Source organism: Providencia sp. PROV268 (genome assembly GCF_028477805.1).
In the GTDB taxonomy this organism is placed as follows: domain Bacteria; phylum Pseudomonadota; class Gammaproteobacteria; order Enterobacterales; family Enterobacteriaceae; genus Providencia; species Providencia stuartii.
On record NZ_JAMPLW010000016.1, the window covers coordinates 1 to 25,596 of the forward strand.

Genomic DNA, 25,596 nt, shown 5'->3' on the forward strand with positions numbered 1-25,596 from the left:
GAAATTCCCGTCGCACTTGAAGGTCACAAAGTGGCTTGTGGTTGCTCTGGTGGGTGTGTGCTTGTCGCAGTGGATTAAGCAAGTAGTAAAAAAGTATCTTGAGCGGGGTGTTGTAATCAATGGGGTTAAAACAATAAAGAATGAGTGAATACAGTTGTTAGTCAGTATGTTAGCTTTAAATAATGAATGATTATGAAGATGATTTCATTTGCAAAATTGAGTCACCGTCACCTGAGTGGGTTACGTTTGAAATCAAAACGACGATGAAGGATAAGTTTGGTCCAAATGCAACTCCTTTAAGTGGAAAGCTTACAGAAATACAAGTAGACTATAAAAAAATATCAGACGCCATACTGAATTAGCTGAACGCGCTCTTTATTTCATGGTGATAATGATTACTCTTTAACTAGAAAAGAATTTAGAATACTAAAAGAAATTAAATTAAGTATGAAAAAGTGTCAGGTAGTTGGTTATAAAATAACAGTAGGTTTAGATAATGAATTTAATCCTTCACATAACAGTAAATACACTGAATTTTTCATCTCTGAGGATTTGGCAAAATGAATCGAACAAATAAAGTAATTAAATATATAGAGAATTTAGTTAACTCTTCAAATAATGATGTTGCAAAGATTAATAAAATCATATATAGCGAAACTATAGATAGTCTAGATGAATTACATGGGTTAAGTAACTCAGAACGCTATATTCGTTATGAAGTTTTACTAGAGTCTTACTTATCAAGTATTGCACTAACATACATGCGAAGAATATACAAAAATGATAATGATTCACCTTATGAATTTGAGCGTTTTTTTTACCATAAGAATATACTGTTTGTATTAAATTATCTTATGACAAAAAATAGAGAGGAATTATTTCTCAATTTAGCGGAGCAAGGTGAAATTTTATTAATGGATTTCGCCTGTAATGATTTTCGAATAGGGCACTTTTGCTACGATAAAATTATTGAAAGTATTCAATCGGGTAAAATGGCAGAATCACTCCCTATGTACACTCGACCACAGAAATTAGGTGTCCTAGCGATTGAAATGCTGGCAAGCGAGAAAAACCAAACAATAGATTGGGAAAGCGCCGGAATTCCTATTGACCCATTCTATCAACGTTTCTGCCAAGAAGCATTGTATAATGAAAATCACGATGTTGTCGCTCAATGGCTTATTACTTTATGTGACAAGCATATCGAATGGTCTGCATTATTTGCAGATAATGAGAATGAACAAAGCTCAACAGGCTATGAAATAGACATGGAAATTTTATTAGCGTGGCCGTTTGAATACCAAGCCGTAAAAAATTTCCGTGCTCGCCATGGGTTGACAACACCCATTATTGATCATCCGCTATTAAAAACGCCAATGGCGATTGATCACCGCCCAGATATGGTGGGTTGGAAACAAAATAGGCCTGCTATTTATGACCAAATGATTGATGATCTCATTACGATTAATCCCGAGCTGCAAGTTATCAATAAGCTATTTTAATCATGAACAATAGGCGGTTAATATACCGCTTTTTAAAATGGGTAATGTCATGAAGCTGACGGCACAAAACAAAAAAATCATTCAAAGTAGCGAACGTCAAGCGTTTTTTTTATTTGGAAAATGAATATCAACCGGTATTAGCACACTATAAGATTAAACGAGTAATATTCTGTAATTTGCTAAAGAGAAACTGCTTGCAATATTAAGCAGTAGCCGAATTACCTGAGAATACTATTCCGCATGATTGAAATTTCTCTAACATTTAAATTTATTGATTTCGGTGATCGTTTGAACGACCACCTTTTATAAATAGGTAAATATATAGAATTATTTACAGGGCCTAGAACTCATCGCCCCAGCACTCTTCGATAGATATTTAAATACGCCTCCGCCGACTTTTGCCAACTCACATCTTTTGCCATTGCATTTTTTTGGACCTGTTGCCATTGTGCTGGAGAATCCCACAAAGCTAACGCGCGGTCGATTGCGGATTTAAGATCGGCGGCATGACTCTCATTAAACACAAAGCCTGTTGCCTCTTTGCGTTTTATCGCCTCCAATGAACAATCTGTCACGGTATCGGCTAGGCCACCAGTGTTGCGCACGAGTGGTAACGTGCCATAACGTAGCGCGTAGAGCTGTGTCAGGCCACATGGCTCAAAACGACTTGGCACCATTAATACGTCTGCACCTGCAATGACTTGGTGGGATAATGGCTCATCATAACCAATAATCGCGCGTACCTGATCTGGATATTGTGATTGAGCATGGCGATAGGCATTTTCGAGGTCGTGATCGCCGCTGCCAAGTAAAACAAACTGACTACCAGAACTCAGTAGATCCGGTAAAATTTCTAAGATCAGATCCAAACCTTTTTGGCGGGTCATTCGGCTAACAACAGCAAAGAGCGGTTTATCCGTTTGTTGTGCAAGGCCGAGGGATTGTTGCAAAGCCAGTTTGTTTTTTACCTTATTTTTTACACTACGCTCACTGTATTTTTGCGCAATTAAGGCATCACTTGAAGGTGACCAGACTTCAGTATCTATGCCATTTAAAATACCACTTAAGCGCTGCTCGTGGTTGAGCCGATTTAAAAGCCCATCGAGGCCATAAGCATAATGCGGATTTAAGATCTCTTTGGCATAGGTCGGGCTAACGGCGTTAGTATGATCGGCATAAAATAGCCCTGCTTTCATAAATGAGAGTTGACCAAAAAACTCCATTCCATCAACGTTGTAAAACTCAGGGGGCAACCACAGTTCATGAATATGATGGGGTGAAAATAGCCCTTGGTAAGCGATATTATGGATGGTGAACATACAGCGGGCAGGGTAGCCATAGGCTGCAAGGTAGGCACAGGCTAGGGCAGCATGCCAATCATGAGCATGCACAATGTCGGCTTGCCATAGTGGGTCACAGCCTCTGGCTAGTTCAGCGGCGATAAAACCTAATAATCCAAAGCGGCGATAGTTATCTTGATAGGCATTGTTATAACCATCGTGATAGGGGCTACCTTCTCGTTGGTAAAGGTGCGGTGCTTCAATAAGATATAATGGCGTATCGTTATATAGACAATAAAATAAGGTCACTTCCCCTGCGAATGTGTTAAGGGTCGTGACTTTTTGTTTATCAGCAAGTTGATTGATAATAGCAGGAAAACCCGGCACTAAGACTCTCGCATCTGCACCATGTTGCCGCTGAGCGGGCGGGAGTGCCGCAACAACGTCAGCCAGTCCACCTGTTTTTAATAAAGGAAAAAACTCGGCACAAACATGTAATACTTTCATTTTTTACTCCTTATTTTTCTTTGTGGCTGGCTTTATGGTCAGATATAGCGTTGATAACGGTGGCAGCGTCAATGCAATAGAATACTGGCAACCATGTGCCTTGATTGGCTGGCTGGAAATAGGAGCAACAGGATGCTTATCGCTGCCCCCATAGCGTGAATCATTTGTGTTTAATAAGACTTGATATTGACCGTGTAGCCTGACACCAATGCGGTAATCTGCTCGCGTTACTGGAGTGAAATGGCTGATTACAAGCAGCGGGTCGCCATTTTCGGCGTAGCGAATAAATGCAAAAACCGAATTATCGTGATCGTCGACGATCACCCATTCAAAACTACTTTCATTGTGATCGTTATCGTACAGGGCGGGTGTACTGCGATAAGTAACGTTGAGATCTCTGATCAGACGTTGAACACCTGCATGCGGGCTGGTAGGAATATCCACCAGATGCCAATCTAACTCCCCATCATGATCCCATTCACGCCATTGTGCGATTTCTCCCCCCATAAACAGCAGCTTTTTACCTGGGTGCGCCCACATAAACCCATAATAGGCACGTAGCGTGGCAAATTTTTGGTCAGGTGAGCCTGACATTTTGCGCAATAAGGAACCTTTACCGTGAACAACTTCATCGTGAGATAGAGGCAATATGTAGTTTTCACTCCACGCATACATCACGCTGAATGTCATTTTATTATGGTGGTATTTACGGGCGATAGGGTCTAGCTGTAAATAGCTTAACGTGTCATGCATCCACCCCATATTCCATTTGTAGTTAAATCCAAGTCCGCCAAGGGATGGTGGCAATGTCACCCCAGAGAAGTCTGTCGACTCTTCTGCGGCCATTAATACATTAGGCTGGATACGGTGAAGTAATTCGTTGGTATGCTGTAAGAAACTGACGGCCTCAAGGTTAATATTGCCACCATACTCGTTTGCAATCCATTCGCCGTCAGGGCGGCTATAATCGCGATAAATCATCGATGCAACAGCATCAACGCGTAAGCCATCGAAGCCAAATCGATCTACCCAATAGACGGCATTATCGGATAAAAACTGGCGTACCTCGTGACTGCGGTAGTCGTAGATCAGAGTATCCCAGTCGCGGTGCTTACCTTCTTTTGGGTCAGCATACTCATAGAGTGGCGTACCATCAAAATTGGCTAACCCACTATTATCCGAAGGAAAATGGCCGGGCACCCAATCTAGGATCACATTAATACCTAATCGATGTGCTTCATCAACAAAGTCAATCAAATCTTGCGGCGACCCAAAACGGCTGGTAGGAGAGTAGATACCTAATGGCTGATAGCCCCATGAGCCATCAAAAGGGTGTTCGCTAATAGGCAATATTTCTAAATGGGTGAACCCCATCTCTTTAACATAGGGAAGTAATGTTTCTGCCAGTTCTCGGTAAGTGAGCCAACTATGGTTATTGGCTGAGCGCCGCCATGAACCAAGGTGAACCTCATAAATAGAGATAGGGGCATTGCGTTGGTTCGATTGGATTTGCTGTGCTGTGGGGTGGCGCTGTTTTGGAAGCAGGGAAACAATTGATGTCGTATCTGGTCGTAATTGGCTGCGAAAGGCATAAGGATCGGATTTTAATTGTACTTCGCCTTTTGCATCTAATATTTCATATTGATAGTGAGTACCTGCCTGAATCGCGGGAAGAAAGATTTCCCAAAGGCCATTTTCGGGATGATGGCGCATTGGGTATCGGCGACCGTCCCAAAAGTTAAAAGCGCCCACGACAGAGACTCGTTGGGCATTCGGTGCCCAAACACAAAAATGCGTACCTGTAATATCACCCACTTGGCGTACATGCGCACCGAGTGTTTCAAATGAGAAAGTACGCTGGAGGCCTTTGGTATCTGCATCGTGTAGTAATGTGCCGAAACGGTACGGATCTTCAATAACCTGTTGTGAATTGCCCCAGTTAACCTGCAAAATATAAGTGAAATTAGCGTCTAAGTCTGTTGCATCGCCTGAAAAAAAGCCGCGTTCATCAAGGCGTGATAGTTGCACAACGGGGGCTGCGGTCAACCTATCCAGTACGGTGACCTCTTGAGCATTTGGGAGTAAGACTCGAAAATAGGTAACTTTTCCTTGTTGATGCATACCAAGGAAAGCAAAAGGGTCACGATAATGTCCGGCAAATAATTGATCGATGATCAGTTGTTGCTCTGATGGTTTTTCTCTCTCTTTCATCACCTCTCCTGAATGAAATCAGTCGCAGCTAGCCGCCTTATATTATCGTTTTCATGATTAACTTTTAGATGCTAAAGGTAGCGTTAAAACGAGCGCTATTTGTTATTATTTATCTTTTCAATGATACAAAATAATAGTCCACAATTTCATTTGATAAAAATATTGAGATAAGTCAATAACTATCAAATTAGGAATGTTTTATATTTTAATATAGCGATAAAACAATAAAGCTGCTTGGTGTTGAAGTAAAGTCATCAAAAATAGATGAATTGGAAATGGTTTTGTTTCTTATGATAATAAGTCTAGGTGCTAAAAAGTCAACATCTATAACTAGTTGAATCTATGCGTTTAAATGCTTTTCAATTTCGGATGCTCTTGATTAAATATTACTGTCATTTATTGATGTGAAATATAAAACATTAATTAATGACAAAACTAAAAATTAATATTGTTAAATGGAATTCTCTATTGCTTTATTAGCATTAGTCCGTAAATATAAGGGTAGTGATTAATAAAGTGTGAGACCCAGAGAGTTATTATGGATCAACCAACGAGTTCAACCGAAACTAATCAAAAAACGAAGAATGAAAAACGTAGAAAAGTCTGGATGGTAATTGCTTCAATTATTATTGTTCTACTGTTTGTTGCTTATGGTGCTTATTGGTTTTTGGTATTACGTTTTCAAGAATATACTGATGATGCTTATGTCTCCGGTGTGCAAGTACCTATTGTTGCGCAGACTACAGGTAATGTGACTCAGGTTAATTTTGAAAATACCGATTTGGTTAAAGCGGGTGATGTGCTGGTGGTTCTGGATAAAACCAATGCACGGCTAGCCTACGAGCAGGCAAAACATGACCTCGCAACCACGGTGCGCAAAACCAAAGAGCTGTACATTAATGGTGATGAATACCAAGCGCAAATCCAAAAAAATCGTATCTCACTTGCGCAAGCACAGAAAGATTATCAACGCCGCGCCGCTTTAGGACGAAGTGGGACTATCTCTAAAGAAGATTTACAACACTCCCAAGAAGCGGTGCAGTTGGCGCAAGCAGCCTTAGATATCTCCATTCAGCAATATAATGCGAACCAAGCACTATTGCGCAATACCGAGTTGAGAAAACAACCGGCAATCCAACAAGCCGCAGATAATGTGCGCAACGCATGGATTACTTTGCAACGTACAGAGGTGAAAAGCCCTATCACAGGTTATGTTTCGCGTCGTAATGTGCAAGTCGGTTCACAAGTCGGTCCGCAAGGCTCTTTGATGGCTATTGTGCCAGCTCAACCCGTTTGGGTGGATGCGAACTTTAAGGAAACACAATTAGAAAAGGTGCGCATAGGGCAGCCAGTAACACTCACCAGTGATTTTTATGGTGATGATATTGTGTATACCGGTAAAGTGGCTGGTTTGGATATGGGAACGGGGAGTGCTTTCTCTTTATTACCTGCACAGAATGCAACGGGTAACTGGATTAAAGTGGTACAACGTTTGCCTGTCCGTGTAGAGCTAGACCCTGAACAGGTTGCCAAATATCCGTTGCGTATTGGGTTATCAATGAATGCAACGATTGATATTAAAGATCAAAATGGCCCTGTGTTAGCAGAGGTTCAGCGTGACACGCCAGCATTTGAAAGTGATGTGCTGGTGTTAAAGCTGGCGGATGTCGATTCGGTGATCGACACGATTATTAACGAAAACGCGGATTAGCCCGAAAGGAGTGGCTGTGGCAGATATTCAACCACTAAAGGGCTCAAAGCTGGTATGGGCAACGATTGCATTGTCACTTGCAACCTTTATGCAGGTGCTGGATTCGACAATCGCTAACGTTGCCATCCCAACCATTGCTGGTGATCTCGGTGTTTCAATGTCACAAGGAACATGGGTGATTACCTCATTTGGTGTTTCTAATGCCATTTCCATTGCGATCTCTGGGTTCCTTGCTAAACGGTTTGGTGAAGTCCGTGTTTTTATATGGGCAACCGCTTTATTTACTATCTTTTCATTACTTTGTGGCTTCTCTGATAGCCTTGGCATGTTAATTTTATTTCGTGTTTTACAAGGTGCTGTTGCGGGGCCGGTGATCCCCCTTTCACAAAGTCTGATCATGCGTTGCTACCCCCCTAAAATGCAAAATATGGCATTGGCATTTTGGTCAATGACGATCATTTTAGCCCCGGTGTTTGGCCCTATTTTTGGTGGTTATATTAGTGATAACTTCCATTGGGGGTGGATCTTCTTTATGAACGTTCCACTGGGTATTTTTGTGGTTATTGTAGGCTCTATTATCCTTAAAGGAATGGAATCGAAAGTAGTTAATGTCCCGTTTAATTTGATTGGCTTGGCATTATTGTCAGTGGGTGTTGGTTGCCTTCAGGTCCTGTTGGATAAGGGGAAAGAGTTAGGATGGTTAGCCTCTGATGAAATTGTCACATTAGCGGTAATTTCCGCGATAGCATTGGTTTTTTTGGTTATTTGGGAACTAACAGACAAAAATCCAGTTGTTGAGCTTGCACTATTTAAATCACGTAACTTCACGATAGGCACGATTTCCGTTAGCTTAGCCTATATGGCCTACTTTGGTGCTATCGTTCTCTTGCCCCAGTTATTGCAGGAGGTCTATGGGTATACGGCAACATGGGCGGGGTTGGCCCTTGCGCCGATAGGGTTATTGCCCGTCTTGTTCTCTGCCCCCGTCGCGAAATTGTCAGACTTCCTTGATATTCGCTGGATAGTGACATTTAGTTTTGTATTCTATGCGATTTGTTTCTTCTGGCGGGCATATACCTTTGAACCAAGTATGGGCTTTTCTGCCGTAGTTTGGCCTCAGTTAGTGCAAGGGATGGCTGTGGCTTGCTTCTTTATGCCACTGACGACGTTAACACTGTCAGGTTTACCCCCTGAAAAACTGGCGTCGGCGTCAAGTCTTGCAAACTTCTTCCGTACTCTTGCAGGCTCGATAGGAACATCAATCACAACCACGATGTGGAGTGATAGAGAGTCGCTCCATCATAGCCAGTTAACGGAATACATCACTGACTATAACCCTGAATCGCTAGAGATGTATAAAGAGATGGCGGCACATGGCTTAAGTCATGAGCAGACATCGGGCTTTATTGCGCAGGAGATCACTAGCCAAGGATTAATCATTGCGGCCAATGAAATCTTTTGGTTATGTGGATGGGTGTTTATTGGACTGATTATCACCGTCTGGTTTGCAAAACCGCCTTTTGGTAGTAAAGCGTAAGTTAAATACGATAAGAGCGCTAACGATTAGCGCTCTTATCTTTTGAAGCTTACGGGTAGACAATATTGAGTGTCGCCGTGGTTTTGAGGGTGCCTTGGGTTGCTCGCTGAGGATCCCATGCATAATAGTAAACAGCCATTGGAATACTAAAGTGCGGTTCCAGTTGGCCTCCTGCATTTACGTAAAACAGCGACGTTGCATTACCTCGGGAGTTTGGATTTTGTGAAATCACCACAGGGGTATTTGGCGCATTAGTTTTAACTAAGCGTAGCCCGATACCTTGTGCGGCATTGGCTGTTTTATCAATCAAAACCGTATTATCTGAGCTAAGCAGATTATTGCTAGATAAAAAGACATCGATCGCTCTTTCTGCCGTATTATTTGCGCCCCCAAGGTTCTCACAACGCATATTCAATGAAAATGGTGTATAGCCAGCTTGGTTTCCATTAATGACTTGATGGCGGCTTAATGTTGGTAATGTGACAACAAGCCCCGCATTTTGGAAAGCGCAAGTAGTTAATTTTGGTGCATATTTTAATATTAGTGGCTGACCGAACATATCACGGTCATCATAGGGCCAGTTAAAACCGTTAAATAACCATTGTAGGATTTTCAGAAGTTGTTTAACGGGCCATAGCACAATATCAAAAATTGACATTCCGCTTAAATCTGTGACGAAGAGAATATCATGTAGATGGACGGTATCACCGGCAATGAGCGTGCCTTGTTTTGGTTCAAGCGTAAATTTAATCGTCACTGGCGTATTTAACTCAGAAGCAGAGTGACGACCTGATTTATTCAGTTTCTTATTCGGAATATCATTAATGATTTGTGCCCTGACATGATATTTCCCATTCATAAAACTCAAAATGGTTGCATATTGGTTGTCAGTATTCAGGATTTTGGTATAACCAAATTCGCTTTGGCGGGTGGAACAATTAAAGCTACCTGAGTACTGTGTCGATATGGTCGTTGTCCACTCGGGGGTGGCGGGGGTGAGTTTATCCGACAAATCAATGCTAATTGGCGAAGCATAGCTTATGCCACTTTCATGGCAAATTGCCTGACTATAGCCGCTAAAGAGAATTAGGATTAAAAAAAGATAGGATCGCATCATGACATTCATCTCGTTATTGGCAAACGCCAGTGGGGCCGTCAAGGTTGTCTGGTAAGTTATGAATGGTGCAGTGACCCTCATTTAACCGAATAATGACCGACTTAGGAAAAGCTTCTGCTTTTAAATACAGCACACTGGCTTGCCCTACATAGCCAATCGCTTCTCCTTGAAGGTCAGTTACTTCTGCGCCGAAAGGTAATGCACTGCCATCTTGTCGTAATGCACGACTGAGCCAAGAGGTGCGCGTATCGGTTTTGAATTTCACTAAATTCACTGAACCTTCGATTGGTGCGCTATTTGCCATATTGCCGATAACTTCAGCGCCTTGTGTATTTTCTGTATTTGAAAGCATAATCGTATTTTTACGATATGGCGTTGCATAAGGTACTAATGCCAGTCCTTCTTTATTGGTCACGATACTTTGGTCGCCATTCACCATTAAGCCTTGTGCATGGGGCGCTTTGACGATGGTCATTGTATTGCCGATTTCGTTAGATGCGAGTATATCCCAAGGTATAGCGACTAAGCTGCCGCGTGCACTCAGCCCAGTTTGATGGTAGTCATTAGATTCACTGAGTGAACTACCAATAGTGGAAACATTTGAGCGATAAGCCACATTGGCGCTTGCCATGTTTTGGCCACCTTGCTGATTACTGCCGGAAAGTGAATAACTCAATCGGTTTGCTTCCAGAGCCGTACCACTTAAAGAAACGGTACTTTGTTGATAGTGAGAATCGGTAGCAGTAAGGCCTGTGCTGACCCATATATCATTATCAAATACAGACAGAGGTAAACTGATTGAAATATAGTAGCGATTTTCTTCTTCGCCTTTACCATCCCGTACTCGGCTAGCGGACAGTGAATAGCTGATATCTGAATACGCATTCGAGTAGCCTAGTTGGTACTCGCGGGTTGTTGGGGTAGTCGACCAATAGTCACGTTGGGAGCCTGAAACGTAGAAGGTTCCCCAGTTTTCAGGTAAGCGCTGATTTAAATTGATCGTGAAGGTATTTTTTGGACGAACCCCACGCATAGAATCCCACGTATTTATATCGAAAGCAGGTAATTCACGATGAGGCAGTGTCTCTGTGGCCTGTTTTTCTAAAGTTTCCTGATATAAACGATAACCTTCATGGGCATGAATCGAATCACTGAAGCTATAATAGCCTTTGGTCGAATAGCGATAGGCGGCTAAGGTGAAATTGGTAGCTGTTGTATTGAGAAACTTACTGTATGACACTCGCATACTTTGGCCTTTCTGCGTGTCATTAGGTAATTGAGTATTGGCATGTGTGATATCGAGAGAAACAGCACCAATAGGTAAGTTCCAACCAGAGCCGAGCAGATAAGCTTGATAATCTTCACTTGCAATCACCCCCGTGTAGCCAGTGATTAGGTTATTAAAACCATATTCGAAGGTGCCTTGGAGAAATTTGGGCTGATAGTGACCATTTTCTTGGTTCACCTTACCAGCGAGCAGGGCATAATTACTTACCCCCTCTTTTAACATCCCCGGTACGGCAGAAAATGGAACCGTAAAAGATTGTTCTTGCCCGTTGGCTTCTTTTACGATCACTAACAAATCGCCAGCCGACCCTGTTGGCTGAATATTATCGATGGTAAATTGCCCTGGTGGCACGTTTTCTTGGTAAATAATACTGCCGTTTTGTATGACTTTGACAAGGGCGTTAGTTTGAGCGACACCTCTAACAATCGGGGCAAAGCCTTGTTGTGAAGTGGGGCGCATATTAATGTCTGAGGCGAGAGAAACGCCACGAACTCGCACTGAATCAAATAGTGTTCCCTGGGAGTAAAAATCACCTGCAATAAAATTGGATTGATATAATGGTAAAGCTTTGCGTAGATAGCGTGTATTATTTTCCCATTTTAAGCTATCACCTGAATGTTTTCGGAGTGAGCTGCTATCGCGAAATTGCCAAGAGCTAAAATTGAGCCCCGATTCAAAACCCGCGTAGAGATCATCACTCGATGATTTATCACCATTTTTATTCTTTGTTTTATAGTAAGTCGCGTTATATGAAAGCATGGCTGCGGGGATACCCTCTTCCCAAAATTCGGGAGGAACATAGCCCACTTCGTTGCGCAAAAGAAAGCTTTGTGGAATAGACATTTTGATGCTTAATGTACTGATATCGACATTAAAGCTACCACCTTGCACCAATTGTTCTAATGTATATTCCTGCTCTTCATCCGATGTTTCAGGTAATTTGATCCCTAAAAGTCCAGCTTCGCGTTTGCTAAGAAAAATACGGTTGTGAGAGTCTGTAAATATAAAAGGATAACGGCCTTTCCAATCGCCATTAATAAAGACATCCATCTCTTGTGTACCCGCTGGCATGCTTTGCTCTTCATAAAAGCGAGACAGATCGGATTTCGCGGAATCACCAGCGAGTAAAGAGGTATCAAAACTCACCCCCCAGCTTTTTGATGTTCCAAGAATTAGGCAAACTGCTAATAGGCTCCTATGGCGGCCATGCAACTTCATTATTACAAGCTCTCTTATATTTTATTTTGCAATCACATCTTTATTTTTATAGGCGCCGAGATCATCGACATAGAGCAAACTGTATTTTTGACCTGCACTGACAGCGGTTTTAGTTGGTGCTAAAGCATGTGAAAACGGCGCTACCATGAGTGAATCGGTCAATATTTTTTTACCTTTTTTATCATCAACATTCGCAAGAGTGACGTAATAAGGACTATTGTTAGTGATACGGAATTGTTTGTTTTCCGCTTTCACTTCAATCTGTTCGAGTGCTTGTTCAACACCGGCTTGTAAGTGGTTCGGACGATAGAACAGTTTAATACGTGTTTTAATCGCCAACTGCATCGTGTTTTTCCCTTGCAGATGTTCTGGTGTTGGTGGGATATCTAATATATTTAAATAAAAAACAGATTCGCGATCGGTTGGCAGCGATGCGGGGAGTTTTTTAATGCGTAATTGTTGCCCATCATTCCCTGATACCTTAACAACAGGGGGAGAAAGCAAAAAAGGAACATTGGCTGTTTCTGGTGTTGAATTGATATCACCATCGTCAATCCATGATTGGACTAAGGCTGGGTCATTTCCATTATTAATAAGTTGTACGATGGTTTCGTTATTTTTTTCTGGATAAATAACGCGTGTTCCATTAACAACAATATTAGCAAAGGCAGTATTAATACTAGCGAGTAAGGAAAATAAAATAAGTAGGCGCATAATAATAAACTCAGAAATAGCCAAGCTAATAAAATAGCCTGGCTATTTGGGTAAATAATTACAGATATGAAATGGTATAAGTGACGTTAGAGCTTAAGCTACCAACTCTTGCTGGCAGAGCATTCGTTTTATAGTAATAGATATCTAATGCTAAGGTTTCAGTGTTAGAGTCGTTGCCTTTGATATCAGTAACGAATGGTTGGTTTAATAACAGAGGAATTTGGTCTGTTGTTTTAGTAATGGCGAAACCAACGTTACGAGAAACGCTCGTGTCATTTTCATTAACTGTGGTATTTTGCAGATACTTACCATCAGTAGAAATATTATTTGCAGATGAGAAATAAATTTTCAGAGGGGTATCAGCAGCGCCGCTTGCAGAAGTACAGTTAGAGAAAGTGAGTGATACTGTTTTTTTATTTTTAGTAATAATGCCTTGAGTCGTGCCTGCATCTTCAACAGTGATTGGATTTAATGCAACAGTGAAATCCGCACTTTTACCGCCATTGATAGTACAAGTTGTATCAGTAATTGCGCCACTAAAGTTAATTACACCACCAGCTGCTTTTTCAGCAGCAAGTGCTGGTGTAGCAGAAAGAATTAATGCCGTTGCAACTGATAATGCAAATTTGTTATTCATTTTCTTCTCCGAGAAAAGCTGTATATATGTTAATAAAAGAGGAATGGCAAAGTTTGCGCCTTCTGTTATTTATAGAAATAGAAAGCCATCCTCAGCCAGTTTAAAAAAATTTATTAATTACGTTGAATTTAAAAAACAGAAATACGAAACGGCACTTTTTAACAAAGGCGCTTTATATTTCAGCCTCATTTAAATTTGAGGGTAATTTGATTTATATCAAATTTTATAGGGCGCTATTATACGTGTAATCATTTGTTTAAAAAGAGGGGGATTATTACTCATATTAGATTTAAAAATTAAATATCGAATTAGGCTCGGAAAAGATTGCTGATTACGTGTTAAAGGGCGTATTTTGAAAAGAGGGTGGTGTTTTATTTTTTAATTTCAGTTAATTCAGAGCTATATGTATTTTTTGGCTGCAAAAGTAGAGTTAAAAACTTGTTACCAAACGTTTCATTTTGTGGATTTGTATTTCTTTATTGATTTTAAATCAATATGTTAAGTCAGGTACTCCTTTGGTAGTAGTTGATAAATAGTCAAAATACATAAATTTTTTTGATGAAAATCATTTTAATAATTTTATTTTATTCAAATTTTTAATCTTAATAAATAAGTTTAGTCAAAATAAATATTTATATAAAAATGAAACTATTCTTAATATGTATTATTGTTAATAAATATATTCACCATGTGAAATATTTTTTTGATATAAACAATGACGTATCGATGAGTAAATATTAATCAATTTTAGGTTTTAACTATCATATTAATAGCTAATATCTATAAAATAACCATATTAATAATAAGGTTTATTTTATATTGGCTTACTTCGAAAAAGATCTGCCAGTTAAACTTAATTTATCGAAAAATGATTTATTCATTTCTACAGGTTTCATTATCGGCAAAAAACAAATTAACTTTATTATTAATTTACCTTTTCTTTTGCACATAGAAGAAAAGGCGGTGAATTTTTCAACATGGGTGGTATTTTGCACGATAAATACCCATAACGAATTGTTATTCTTTGTTATTGTGGGTTGAAAAACAGCCACTGCTTATTTTATTTCTAAGGGATTGTATTAAACACGGCGATATAAGCGAATCAGAATAGTATCAATTTAATGATGATTTATTGCCGATAATCAGTGACTTTACTTAATTATGAGCATAAAAGCACTCGAAGTGGAGTGCTTATTATTTTATTCGTAGGGTAACTATAGGGCTGATTTCGGAATGACACCTTCAAACGTCAGTTTCGGGCGATCTGGCTCTTCTTGTGTGAGTGGGGTAACTTCTTTGAAGCTTTGTTGGCAGCGGATAACAAGGTCTTGATAGTCAGCCGTACCTCGGCTTTTCCAAGCTATTTCTTTTTCAGACAGTGTTCTTTGTGCTTTAGCAGGCGTTCCTACGATCAACGTATTATCTGCAAATACCGCTTCTGCTTTCACAAAGGAGCAAGCGCCAACAATAGAATTCTCGCCAATCACGGCGCCATCCATAATGACACTGTTCATTCCAACCAAGGCATTACGCTTAATATGGCAGCCGTGCAAAATCGCACCGTGACCAATATGACCATTTTCTTCAATGATGGTATCGTATTGCGGGAAACCATGCATAACACAGTTATCCTGAACATTAGCCCCTTCTTTAATGATCAAGCGCCCGAAGTCTCCACGTAAGCTCGCATTAGGGCCAATATAAACATTTTTTCCGATAATCACGTCGCCAATGATCACAGCGGTTGGATGCACAAAACTTTCTGGACTAACAACTGGCGTGATGCCATCTATCTGATAAAAAGGCATATTGAGTTCCCCTTCTGTTTAAGTTACATCGGTATTTAAGAAGATTTATGCCGCGATCTCTTTTAATACACCGCCAAAACGTCGGAAATAGGTTGTAGTCGGTTGCGGCAGTTCCCCTACAGTTGTTTCGCATATTTCGCTGACGTAGCGTGTTGCTGCTACTTCAACACGCTGGTAAATATTGATACACAGATTCCTGGCTATTTGCCCCTCCCATTGTGCGGGAAGTAACTCATCGGGTAGCAGTGGATCTTTTAATACCACTCGGCGATAAAAGTGGATCAGTAATAAGCGTAGTTGAAAGCATTGCTCAGGTGTTATTTGCTCATCCGATAACTCTTTTAATAAGAGTGCGAGTGGGCGAAATAACACGATAAATTGGTGATAATGTTCAGCCACCTGTTGTAACGACCAACTGTCTGACACCAACTCTTTTAGGTGTTTTTCGGAGCGGTTATAGGGGTAATCTGCTCGAAAGTAGATCACCTCTTCACTTGCATTAAGTTCATTAAGTAATGACGGAATATCGCTTTGAGCGCTACTTGGTGCTGCCATCAGTGAGGTGCTAAATTGACCAAATCCTAACCAGCTTAACTCTTTTTTGAGCCTTGCTTTTTCATCTTTGTCAGCGGCTTCAAGTAACAATAAATCCCACTTGCCATCCCAATTGGGTTGCTCACTTTGATAGATTTTACTTTCAGCGTGACGAAATTGGTTTTGACCACGTTCAGATATTCGGTAATAGCTACGACGACCGATTTTTTCAGCATCTAGCCAGCCTTCTTTTTGTAAGCGAAATACAGAAGTACGGACAAAGCGGTCGGTAAAGCCCATTGGTTCAAGTAAATTGGTTAAGCTACCAAGCCATACTTCGCCCCCGCGGTGGTGTAGCGCATCGCCATAAAGAGAGATAATGAGTGATGTTCCACTAATTGGCTGGCTGGTTAGCGCATGCTGTATAAATTGGTTAAGTTTAGTTTCCATTTTGTCATTATCCGATGAATATCTGTATCAAAAATATGAATGAATAGTAGACAAAAACATCTTGCTTGTCTTCTATTTGCTACACAGGGCATTGTTATATTAGGAAACTAAAATTAAAGGCACCCCGACATTTATCCATTGTGAGGTGCCTCGTAGAGAAGATTTATATGGCGATCCTTGTATCAATAACACGAGCCGCTTTGCCTTGTGAACGAGGGATATCACCGCAATTAACGATACTGATCTGTGTGCTCACGCCTACCATTGACTTAATTCGATGCTTAAGGTTATGGCAGATATTACAACGCTCATCATAGGTCAGAAGATCGGGTTTTTTCAGCTCGACGCGAATAGCTAAGCTATCCATATTCCCTTTACGGCTAATTTCTAGCTGGTAATGAGGGGAAAGCTCTTTGAACTGCATGATTTGCTCTTCTATCTGCGATGGGAAAACGTTGACTCCACGAATGATCATCATGTCATCAGAGCGGCCGGTAATTTTACCGATACGGCGCATATTACGATTAATCCCCGGCATTAAGTGGGTTAAATCGCGAGTGCGATAGCGGATAACAGGCATAGCCTCTTTTGTTAGGGTAGTGAATACTAACTCACCTTTATCACCGGGCGAGAGTGTTTTTAGGGTATCAGGTGAGATAATCTCCGGATAAAAATGATCTTCCCAGATTGTAGGCCCACTTTCTCCGGCATCGGCACACTCCATGGCAACACCTGGCCCCATGACTTCTGACAGGCCGTAGATATCAAGCGCTTTGATGCCTAAGCGAGTTTCAATTTCTGTTCTTAATGCCTCAGTCCATGGCTCTGCACCAAATACGCCTAGTCTTAGTGAGCACTTACTTGCGTCTCCGCCCATGATTTTCTCTAGCTCATCAATGATGCTTAGACAGTAAGAGGGGGTTACCATGATGACGTCAGGTTTGAAATCAGCAATTAATTGAGCCTGTTTTTCTGTCTGACCACCAGACATAGGAATAACGGCTGCACCAAGACGCTCAGCACCATAATGAGCGCCTAAGCCACCGGTAAATAGGCCGTAGCCGTAGGCAACGTGGATTTTATCTCCTTTCGTGGCTCCCGCAGAGCGTAGGCTACGAGCGATTAAATCAGCCCAATTATCAATATCTTGTTGGGTATAGCCGACAACAGTGGGGCGACCCGTCGTGCCCGAAGAGGCATGAATACGGATGATTTTATCCATGGGCACTGCAAAGGTATTAAATGGGTAATTCTCGCGTAGATCTTGCTTTGTGGTATACGGGAATTTTTCGATATCACTCAGTTGCTTGAAATCGTCAGGATGAACGCCGGCCGCATCGAATTTTTTGCGATACATCGGCACATTTTCATAAGCGTGAGTGAGTGTCCACTTCAGTCTTGAGAACTGCAATGCCTCGATTTCATCTCTCGATGCAAACTCAATTGGATCAATAGTGTGTTGTAGAGTGCTCATAATTGCTAGTCCTTATAATTATTGATATCCGCATGCTTTAAGCCTTTTTTGCGATATATTGCCGAGTCAGGGCGGGTATATATGCAATGGCGAAAAGCGAGTGCAGTATTGGCCTGAGCAGGTGTAGGGTTTCAGGCATTTTTATTTTTTACCCATCATTCATCTCATTAGAACGGTGTGATTTTGGGTAGGTTAATCGGTCTAAACTCGTTCAATAATCATGGCTATGCCTTGGCCCACACCAATACACATGGTGCATAAGGCATAGCGCCCTTGGCGACGATGTAATTCGTTCACGGCGGTAATCGCCAACCTTGCCCCACTCATACCAAGAGGGTGGCCTAAGGAAATGGCACCACCATTTGGATTCACTTGTGGCGCGTCGTCAGGTAAACCTAATCCTCTTAGTACAGCGAGTGCTTGAGCAGCAAAAGCTTCGTTTAGCTCAATCACATCCATTTGTTCGATTGTTAGCCCCGTCATTTTGAGGACTTTTTGGGTGGCGGGTAATGGTCCTATCCCCATAAACCGTGGTTCAACACCACAGGTTGCTGTTGCGATAATTCGTGCTTTAGGGGTTAACCCCTGAGCTTTAGCCGTTTCTTGGGAAGCGATAATCAAGGCGGCTGCACCATCATTCACCCCAGAAGCATTACCTGCTGTCACTGAGCCATTTTCACGAAACGGTGTTTTTAACTTTTGTAATTGTTCCAAGGTTGTTTCAGGTCTTGGGTGTTCGTCTTCTGTAACAATCGTCTCCCCTTTGCGATGTTTAATGGTGACGGGGATGATCTCTTGTGCGAAAACGCCTTGTTGACGAGCCTGTTCGGTGCGTTGTTGGCTACGTAGAGCAAAGGCATCTTGGTCAGCTCGATGGATGCGATACTCTTCTGCAACGTTCTCCGCCGTTTCTGGCATCGAATGTGTTGAGAACTGCTTTTCCATCAGTGGATTGACAAATCGCCAACCAATTGTGGTATCAAATATTTGTGCTTGCCTTGAAAAGGCCGATTCTGACTTACCCATAACAAAGGGTGCGCGGCTCATTGATTCGACACCGCCTGCAATCATAAAATTCGCTTCCCCCGCTTTGATACTTCTAGCCGCAAGTGCAATTGCATCAAGGCCTGAACCACAAAGACGATTCACGGTAGTGCCCGATACGGATAATGGAAGACCCGCTAATAAACTCGCCATTCGTGCGACATTACGGTTATCTTCACCAGCCTGATTTGCGCAACCTAAGATAATGTCATCAGTTATTGACCAATCTAATTGAGGATGCCTTTCCATTAGAGCCTTTAAAGGTAAAACGGCGAGGTCATCAGGGCGTACAGAGGACAGTGCGCCTCCGTAGCGGCCAATTGGGGTTCTGATACCATCACAGATAAAGGCATCTCTCATCACTCTTCTCCTGTTAAACGGTGACCTAGGCGATGCGCTCGCCCGTAGAACCAAGCTAAGGTTTTGCCTTGTTGGTTGACAATTTCTACTTCATATAAGCCAGTACGTTTGCCCTGATGCTTAACGTTTGCGACTGCGGTCAATGTATCCCCTTCATATGCAGGGCGGATAAAATCAATGGAGCAGCTTGAGGCAACAGCGGCGAGTCCATGGCTATTGCAAGCGTAAGCAAACGCGGTGTCAGCTAGGCTGAATAGTTGACCGCCATGGCAGGTTTTATGGCCATTAAGCATGTGCGAAGTGACGGTCATGGAGAGTTGAGCGGCTCCCTCAGAAACTTGCTCTATCACCATCCCCATCGCTTTTGCGCAAGCATCGTCACGGTACATGATGTCTGCGGATTGTTGAGCCAATGTTATTGTGGTTTGTGAACTCATTGCAGCTCCTTAGCAGGTAATGACCGCACCCCAGCAACCAATTGGCGCAACAGGGGATTCGCCCGGTAGCGCCCGTCGGCATAAAACTGCGATAACTGATCGAGTGTATTAAGGATATGTTGCCAGCCAATTTCGGCGCCCCAAGCGAGCGGCCCTTTAGGGTAGTTCACGCCATAACGCATTGCGTTATCAGTATCTTTTGGGCTAGCGACGCCTTTATTGACAACATCTAAAGCTTCATTGCATAGCATGGCAACCGTCCGCATCGTCAATAGGCCGGGATAATCAGGTAATACAATCACGTCCTTGTTGAGCGATTGAAAAAAGGCAATGACACTCTGGTTTTCTTGGTGGCTGTTTTGGACTGCACAACTGATTGCAATTGCGTTTGCTTTGGCATAATCAGCGGATAAATCAAATTGCACCATGCTCTGATTGGCTTTTTGCGCTCGTGCAGAAGTTAATTCACCATTCGTTAACATAACAATAACATTGTTAACTCGGAGTGTAGGCAATTCGTGGTTATCTATTTTAGATTCTTCGAGAGGGATCCCGTTTTGCCTTAATAATTGTGCAAACTCAGGTAAACTTTGCCAATCGCCTCGAGCCGTAACGGAGGGGGGATTGTTTAATATCACTTTTTCTGCCATTGTGGCTTTAGGCAGTGGTTTGTTGTCATCGTAATGATAAAAGCCGCGGCCAGTTTTTCGACCGAGATGTCCCGCTTGGACCAGCTCTAATTGTTCAAAGGAGGTTTGGAACCGAGGGTCGTAGCCAAATGCTTGAAAAACCGAATCCGTCACCGCGTAATTTACATCATGACCAATAAGGTCGGTCAGTTGTAAAGGGCCCATGGAAAACCCACCGGCATCACGTAGAACACTATCTAATGTTGCAGGGTTTGCGATTTGCTCTTCAAGTGCGCGTAATGTTTCAGCATAAAAAGGGCGAGCAACTCGATTAACGATAAAGCCAGGCGTTGAGCGGCAGATAACGGGAATTTTGCCCCATGCGACCGCCAAGTTTTTTAGCTGTTCAATAACAGCGCTTGCGGTTTCGCGCCCACGAATAACTTCAACCAACTTCATAATGGGAGCTGGGTTGAAAAAATGGAGGCCAGCAAAGCGCTCTGGGTGTTTAAGTTGGCTGGCGATGGCGGTAATCGATAACGAAGAGGTGTTACTTGCAAAGAGGGTGTTTTCTTTGCAAATGCCTTCAAGTTCGCTAAATATCGCTTGTTTTATAGTCAGTTTCTCAGCGACAGCCTCAATGACTAATTGAGCCGGTGCTAAGTCAGCCATCGTATGCACAAGTGTAATACGCGCAAGCAGTGCCTCTGTTGTTTGCGCATCCGCTTTGCCCTGCTGAACGCGCTTATTTAACCGTTCAGTTAAAGACTGTTTTGCTTTATTCAGTGCTTGTGTGTTGATGTCAAATAGCAGTACCGTATGTCCAGCGCTTGCTGCCACCTGTGCAATGCCGATACCCATTGTGCCAGCACCAATGACAGCGACGGTATTAAGAGTTAAAGTCATATTAGCGTCCTTTAAACTTAGGTTCGCGCTTATTCAAAAAGGCATCGACTCCTTCGCGATAGTCTTCGCTGCGTCCACCTAAGCGCTGTAAATCACGTTCTAGGTCTAGCTGCTCATCTAATGTGTTAGTTGCGGCACGATAGATAGCTTTTTTGATTAGTCCTAAGCCATAAGTTGGCTGTGTGGCGAGGTGCTGGGCTAATTGATTAACGGTGGTTGTCAGCTCATCATTTTCAGTGACTTGCCAAATCATGCCCCACTGTAGTGCTTGCTCAGCGCTAATTTTATCGCCAAGTAATGCCATCCCCATGGCTCTTGCATGGCCTGCTAATTGAGGTAAGAACCAGCTACCACCGGAGTCCGGTACTAAACCTAAGCGGCAAAAAGATTGAATAAAACTGGCGCTTTTAGCCGCAATAACGATATCACCCGCTAAGGCGATTGCCGCGCCTGCACCTGCGGCTACGCCATTAACGGCACAGATGATAGGCTTCGGTAGTGAAGTGAGTCGGCGGATCAGGGGGTTATAGAAAGTTTCGACGGAATAACCTAAATCCGGTGCCTGTTCGCTAACCGAAACATTGCGATCATTCAAATCTTGACCTGCACAAAAACCACGACCGGCTCCTGTAATCACTAAACAACGCACGGTATCATCACGTTCAGCAATTTTTAGTGCATCACTTAGTTGACGATGCATTTCATCGTTAAAGCTGTTTAACCGGTCAGGGCGGTTTAATGTAATGGTGAGTACGCCATTTTCCAGTGTTGTCAGTATCATTGCGCTGTTTGGCATCTTATTGTCCTGTAAATTTTGGCTGTCGCTTTTCAAAGAAAGCATTGATCCCTTCGCGGCGGTCATCAGTACCTGCCAAGGTGACAAAATATTGGCGCTCAAGCTGTAATCCCTCTGAAAGTGAGATTTCTTGAGCTGCATTAATGGATGCTTTAGCCGCTCTCACGGCAAGTGGGGCGTGATCCGCCATGCGTTGGGCAAGTTTCTGTGCGTATTCAACAACTAACCCATCCACACAAATTTGACTCACTAATCCTGCTTGTAAGGCACGTTGTGCAGGAATCGCCTCGCCCGTGAGTACCATTTGCATCGCAAGGGATTTGCCAACCACGCGAACCAGACGTTGAGTTCCTCCCGCGCCAGGTATTAGCCCTAGGGTGATTTCAGGTAAGCCAAAACGCGCCGTTTCACCGGCAATGACCACATCACTTGCAAGTACTAATTCAAAGCCAGCACCCAATGCATAACCATTGACTGCGGTGATAATGGGTTTGGAAATTTGCGAAAAACGACGCCAAACTTGAGGGCGCCTATCCGTGATCGCCGCCGCAACGGTTTGTTGCTGGAGCTCTTTAAGGTCAGCACCCGCCGCAAAAAAACGTGGGTTACCGGCAATAACGATGGCGCCGATTTGTGGGTCTTTATCGGCTTGTTCAAGGTGATCGACAAGTAATTCGAGGCAATCAGTACTTAAGGCGTTACGCACATCAGGGCGATTCAACGTCAATGTTAGGACGCGATGTTCAATATGAGCTAGGATCCAATCAGTTTGCATATGAGCCTCCTACACATCGAAATCGAGTTCTACGCCATCGCCTTTCGGCCATGCTTGGCAGCTTAAAATATAACCATCCGCAATTTGGTCCGGCTCAAGGCTGTAGTTGACGCCCATTTCAACTTCGCCCGCTTTAAGCTTACATTTACATGTTGCGCAAACACCGCCTTTACAGGCATAGGGAAGGTCTGCGCCTTGGCGTAAGGCCGCATCCAGAATACTGTCGTCTTGGCTATCCATATTGATGGTCATTGTACGTCCATCAAGGTGAATGCTGACTTGGCGGTTATCCGTTGCTAATGTTGCAGATGGGCGGAATTTCGTGCCGGAAGTGTTAAAACGCTCACTATGAATACGCTCTGGCGCCATGCCACATTCAGCTAATGCAGATTGCACATCGTCCATCATCTCTTCAGGGCCGCACACAAAAGCATGGTCAAATTGCTTAAAATTGAGCAAGGTTTTACCCAATGCCATTAATTGTGGCTTATTCACGCGACCGCTAAGCAGTGCACTGTCTTGCTGCTCTTGGCTAAATAGATAGAGCACCTGAAAACGTTCTGCATACTGGTTTTTAAGGTCGGCAATGCTCTCTTTAAACATCACCGAACGGCTATTTTTGTTGCCATAAATTAAAGTGAAGCGGCTGTGTGGCTCAGTTTGTAGGGTGGCTTTAATAATGGAAAGTAAAGGTGTGATACCGGAGCCTGCCGCAACCGCAAGGTAACGACCTTCTGTTGTGACTTGAGGTTGATAACCAAATTTCCCTTGGGGGATCATCACATCAAGGCTATCGCCAACATGAAGTTGTTGGTTAATAAAATTTGAAAAACGTCCTTCGTGGATGGCTTTAACACCAATTTTTAGAACCCCGTCGTCAGGTGAACTGCAAATGGAATAACAGCGGCGTAAGTCTTCGCCATTGACTAAGGCTTTTAGGGTTAAATGTTGCCCAGGGCGGTAGCGATAGTGCTCGCGCAAATTATCAGGAACGCAGAAGGTCACAGCAACCGCATCAGGCGTGTCACGTTCAATTGCAGCAATACTTAAACGATGAAATACAGTCATGAGTGTGCCCTTAAATACATTTAAAATAATCAAATGGCTCAAAGCATTCGAGACAGCGATATAGCGCTTTGCAGGCGGTCGAGCCAAATTCGCTGATTTTCTCTGTGTGTTGACTGTCGCAACGTGGGCAACAGATTGGCCCCGATTTTTCGGGGTGTTCACAGGCTTTTCCTGCTGGCGGCGCAATACCAAATTCACGCAAGCGTTGTTTGGCGTCTTGGTTCATCCAATCTGTTGTCCATGCCGGCGTGAGAACGACCTCGATTTCCACATTGGGAAACCCGGCATGCTCTAAAACATTTTTGATTTCGTTAATTAAAAATTCAGTTGCTGGGCAACCGGAATAAGTGGGTGTAAACATCACTTTCCAGCCACGAGATGTGGCAAAAACATTGCGGATCATGCCAAGATCAGTAATGGAGAGTGCAGGTAACTCAGGATCGGGGATTTGATGCAGTTGCTGCCAGATCTGATGAATTTGAGGGGGTTGTAACCCGCTGTTTTGCAATCTCTGTTCCATAGCATCACCATTCACAATTTGGATAAGCGCGTTGGACAAACTGTAGCTCGGTTAAAATGAGGCCCAAGTGTTCAGTGTGGTTACCCTGTTTGCCACCTAAACGGTATGCATTTTGTTCAGGCATCGTCAGCGTGGCTTGCGCGAAAGTCTCTGTGACCGTTTCTAACCACTGTTCACGTAATGTTCGAGGGTCAACGGCGATACCTACCTCCGCGAGCGCAATCTCGACTTCATCGGCGTGGAATAATTCGCCTGTAAAGCGCCACAGTTGATCGACCGACTGCTGAATTCGCCGATGGCTTTCTTCGCTACCATCACCTAAGCGGATCATCCAGTTACGGCTAAAGCGTAAGTGGTAGAGCACCTCTTTGAGCGATTTTTCCGCGATGGCTGCCAATTGTTCATCTGCGCTGTGAATTAAGGCTTGATAAAGCGGAACATGGTAGGCATCCATAAAAAATTGGCGTACTAGCGTGTCGTTGAAGCCGCCGTTTGGTTGCTCTACCAGCAGTAAGTTGCAAAACTCACGTTCATCTCGGAGGAAGGCAATTTTATCTTCATCAAACTCTGTTCCTGATAGGGTTGCGGCATACGCTAAAAAGTTTCTTGCCTGACCGAGTAAGTCCAAACCGATGTTGGAGAGAGCAAGGTCGATTTCCAATTCTGGTGCATGACCACACCATTCACATAGCCGTTGAGCCAGGATCAATGCGCTATCGCCTTGCCTTAAAACATATTGTTTGAGTGCTTCATGCTGATTCATATCGTTGCCTCACATGTTTTTGATGCCATCGGGGATGGTATAAAAAGTTGGGTGGCGATAGACTTTGGTGTCAGCAGGGTCAAAGAAAGCGCTCTTATCTTCTGGTTGAGAGGCAATAATATGCGTCGCTTTGACCACCCAAACGGAGCATCCTTCACTACGACGAGTGTAAGCATCGCGTGCATTTTCTAGTGCCATCTGATCGTCAGCGGCATGCAGGCTACCGACATGACGATGCGCAAGCCCTTGTTTGCTCCGAACAAAAACTTCATATAATGGCCAATCTTGATTGCTCATGGTCTTTTCCTTT

Annotated in this window: 21 protein-coding genes and 1 pseudogene; 4 read left to right on the forward strand and 18 right to left on the reverse strand. The window is 43.0% G+C overall.

Annotated features, from left to right (window positions below; all coding sequences use genetic code 11):
- Window positions 1-78, forward strand: a pseudogene (locus PR699_RS12720) (PAAR domain-containing protein); the annotation flags it as partial.
- A gap of 776 nt (window positions 79-854) precedes the next feature.
- Window positions 855-1,502, forward strand: coding sequence for a hypothetical protein (locus PR699_RS12725; RefSeq protein WP_014657044.1), 648 nt, complete (start codon window positions 855-857; stop codon window positions 1,500-1,502).
- A 347-nt stretch (window positions 1,503-1,849) separates the two neighbouring features.
- Here the strand turns inward: PR699_RS12725 and glgA are convergent, their stop codons facing one another.
- Together glgA and glgB are read right to left on the reverse strand one after the other, a co-directional pair.
- A complete protein-coding gene (gene glgA / locus PR699_RS12730; RefSeq protein ID WP_004923412.1) occupies window positions 1,850-3,289 on the reverse strand; it encodes a glycogen synthase GlgA in 1,440 nt (479 codons plus the stop codon).
- A 3-nt stretch (window positions 3,290-3,292) separates the two neighbouring features.
- A complete protein-coding gene (glgB, locus tag PR699_RS12735) occupies window positions 3,293-5,500 on the reverse strand; it encodes a 1,4-alpha-glucan branching protein GlgB (RefSeq protein ID WP_014657041.1) in 2,208 nt (735 codons plus the stop codon).
- Between the two features lie 538 nt (window positions 5,501-6,038).
- Here glgB and emrA point away from each other — a divergent pair.
- Window positions 6,039-7,211 (forward strand): multidrug efflux MFS transporter periplasmic adaptor subunit EmrA, encoded by a 1,173-nt coding sequence (gene emrA, locus PR699_RS12740; protein WP_004923418.1) that lies wholly within the window; start codon window positions 6,039-6,041, stop codon window positions 7,209-7,211.
- Window positions 7,212-7,227: 16 nt separating this feature from the next.
- Window positions 7,228-8,748 (forward strand): DHA2 family efflux MFS transporter permease subunit, encoded by a 1,521-nt coding sequence (locus PR699_RS12745; RefSeq protein WP_014657040.1) that lies wholly within the window; start codon window positions 7,228-7,230, stop codon window positions 8,746-8,748.
- A 49-nt stretch (window positions 8,749-8,797) separates the two neighbouring features.
- On the opposite strand, the gene PR699_RS12750 is transcribed toward PR699_RS12745, so the two are convergent.
- The 16 genes from PR699_RS12750 to paaB all read right to left on the reverse strand — a co-directional run bounded on the left by PR699_RS12750 (window position 8,798) and on the right by paaB (window position 25,583).
- A complete protein-coding gene (locus PR699_RS12750; protein WP_040132675.1) occupies window positions 8,798-9,865 on the reverse strand; it encodes a fimbrial protein in 1,068 nt (355 codons plus the stop codon).
- Window positions 9,866-9,878: 13 nt separating this feature from the next.
- Window positions 9,879-12,371 (reverse strand): fimbria/pilus outer membrane usher protein, encoded by a 2,493-nt coding sequence (locus tag PR699_RS12755; protein WP_004923428.1) that lies wholly within the window; start codon window positions 12,369-12,371, stop codon window positions 9,879-9,881.
- Window positions 12,372-12,392: 21 nt separating this feature from the next.
- Window positions 12,393-13,085: a molecular chaperone gene (locus PR699_RS12760; protein ID WP_004923432.1), complete on the reverse strand. Its 693-nt coding sequence runs from the start codon at window positions 13,083-13,085 to the stop codon at window positions 12,393-12,395.
- 58 nt (window positions 13,086-13,143) lie between these two features.
- The gene (locus tag PR699_RS12765) at window positions 13,144-13,722 is read right to left on the reverse strand and encodes a fimbrial protein (RefSeq protein WP_004923436.1); all 579 of its coding nucleotides are present in this window, start codon (window positions 13,720-13,722) and stop codon (window positions 13,144-13,146) included.
- A gap of 1,214 nt (window positions 13,723-14,936) precedes the next feature.
- Window positions 14,937-15,530 carry a phenylacetic acid degradation protein PaaY gene (gene paaY / locus PR699_RS12770; protein ID WP_004923444.1) on the reverse strand — a complete coding sequence of 198 codons (594 nt, stop codon included), beginning with the start codon at window positions 15,528-15,530 and terminating at the stop codon, window positions 14,937-14,939.
- Between the two features lie 45 nt (window positions 15,531-15,575).
- The gene (gene paaX / locus PR699_RS12775) at window positions 15,576-16,514 is read right to left on the reverse strand and encodes a phenylacetic acid degradation operon negative regulatory protein PaaX (RefSeq protein ID WP_004923446.1); all 939 of its coding nucleotides are present in this window, start codon (window positions 16,512-16,514) and stop codon (window positions 15,576-15,578) included.
- A 163-nt stretch (window positions 16,515-16,677) separates the two neighbouring features.
- Window positions 16,678-17,988: a phenylacetate--CoA ligase PaaK gene (gene paaK / locus PR699_RS12780; protein ID WP_014657036.1), complete on the reverse strand. Its 1,311-nt coding sequence runs from the start codon at window positions 17,986-17,988 to the stop codon at window positions 16,678-16,680.
- 201 nt (window positions 17,989-18,189) lie between these two features.
- Window positions 18,190-19,392 carry a 3-oxoadipyl-CoA thiolase gene (gene pcaF, locus PR699_RS12785; protein ID WP_014657035.1) on the reverse strand — a complete coding sequence of 401 codons (1,203 nt, stop codon included), beginning with the start codon at window positions 19,390-19,392 and terminating at the stop codon, window positions 18,190-18,192.
- The gene (gene paaI, locus PR699_RS12790; RefSeq protein WP_004923454.1) at window positions 19,392-19,829 is read right to left on the reverse strand and encodes a hydroxyphenylacetyl-CoA thioesterase PaaI; all 438 of its coding nucleotides are present in this window, start codon (window positions 19,827-19,829) and stop codon (window positions 19,392-19,394) included. Before paaI ends, pcaF begins: the two co-directional genes overlap by 1 nt.
- Complete coding sequence (locus PR699_RS12795; RefSeq protein WP_004923457.1) at window positions 19,826-21,364, reverse strand: 3-hydroxyacyl-CoA dehydrogenase; 1,539 nt, start codon at window positions 21,362-21,364, stop codon at window positions 19,826-19,828. The genes paaI and PR699_RS12795 overlap by 4 nt, the downstream gene beginning before the upstream one ends.
- 1 nt (window position 21,365) lies before the next feature.
- Window positions 21,366-22,160, reverse strand: coding sequence for a 2-(1,2-epoxy-1,2-dihydrophenyl)acetyl-CoA isomerase PaaG (gene paaG / locus PR699_RS12800; RefSeq protein ID WP_014657034.1), 795 nt, complete (start codon window positions 22,158-22,160; stop codon window positions 21,366-21,368).
- Window position 22,161: 1 nt separating this feature from the next.
- Window positions 22,162-22,935: a 2,3-dehydroadipyl-CoA hydratase PaaF gene (gene paaF / locus PR699_RS12805; RefSeq protein ID WP_004923466.1), complete on the reverse strand. Its 774-nt coding sequence runs from the start codon at window positions 22,933-22,935 to the stop codon at window positions 22,162-22,164.
- A 9-nt stretch (window positions 22,936-22,944) separates the two neighbouring features.
- Window positions 22,945-24,003 (reverse strand): 1,2-phenylacetyl-CoA epoxidase subunit PaaE, encoded by a 1,059-nt coding sequence (gene paaE / locus PR699_RS12810; RefSeq protein ID WP_014657033.1) that lies wholly within the window; start codon window positions 24,001-24,003, stop codon window positions 22,945-22,947.
- Window positions 24,004-24,013: 10 nt separating this feature from the next.
- Window positions 24,014-24,523 carry a 1,2-phenylacetyl-CoA epoxidase subunit PaaD gene (paaD, locus tag PR699_RS12815; protein WP_014657032.1) on the reverse strand — a complete coding sequence of 170 codons (510 nt, stop codon included), beginning with the start codon at window positions 24,521-24,523 and terminating at the stop codon, window positions 24,014-24,016.
- A 4-nt stretch (window positions 24,524-24,527) separates the two neighbouring features.
- Complete coding sequence (gene paaC / locus PR699_RS12820; protein WP_014657031.1) at window positions 24,528-25,286, reverse strand: 1,2-phenylacetyl-CoA epoxidase subunit PaaC; 759 nt, start codon at window positions 25,284-25,286, stop codon at window positions 24,528-24,530.
- A 9-nt stretch (window positions 25,287-25,295) separates the two neighbouring features.
- Window positions 25,296-25,583, reverse strand: coding sequence for a 1,2-phenylacetyl-CoA epoxidase subunit PaaB (gene paaB, locus PR699_RS12825; protein ID WP_004923482.1), 288 nt, complete (start codon window positions 25,581-25,583; stop codon window positions 25,296-25,298).
- Window positions 25,584-25,596: the final 13 nt, after the last annotated feature.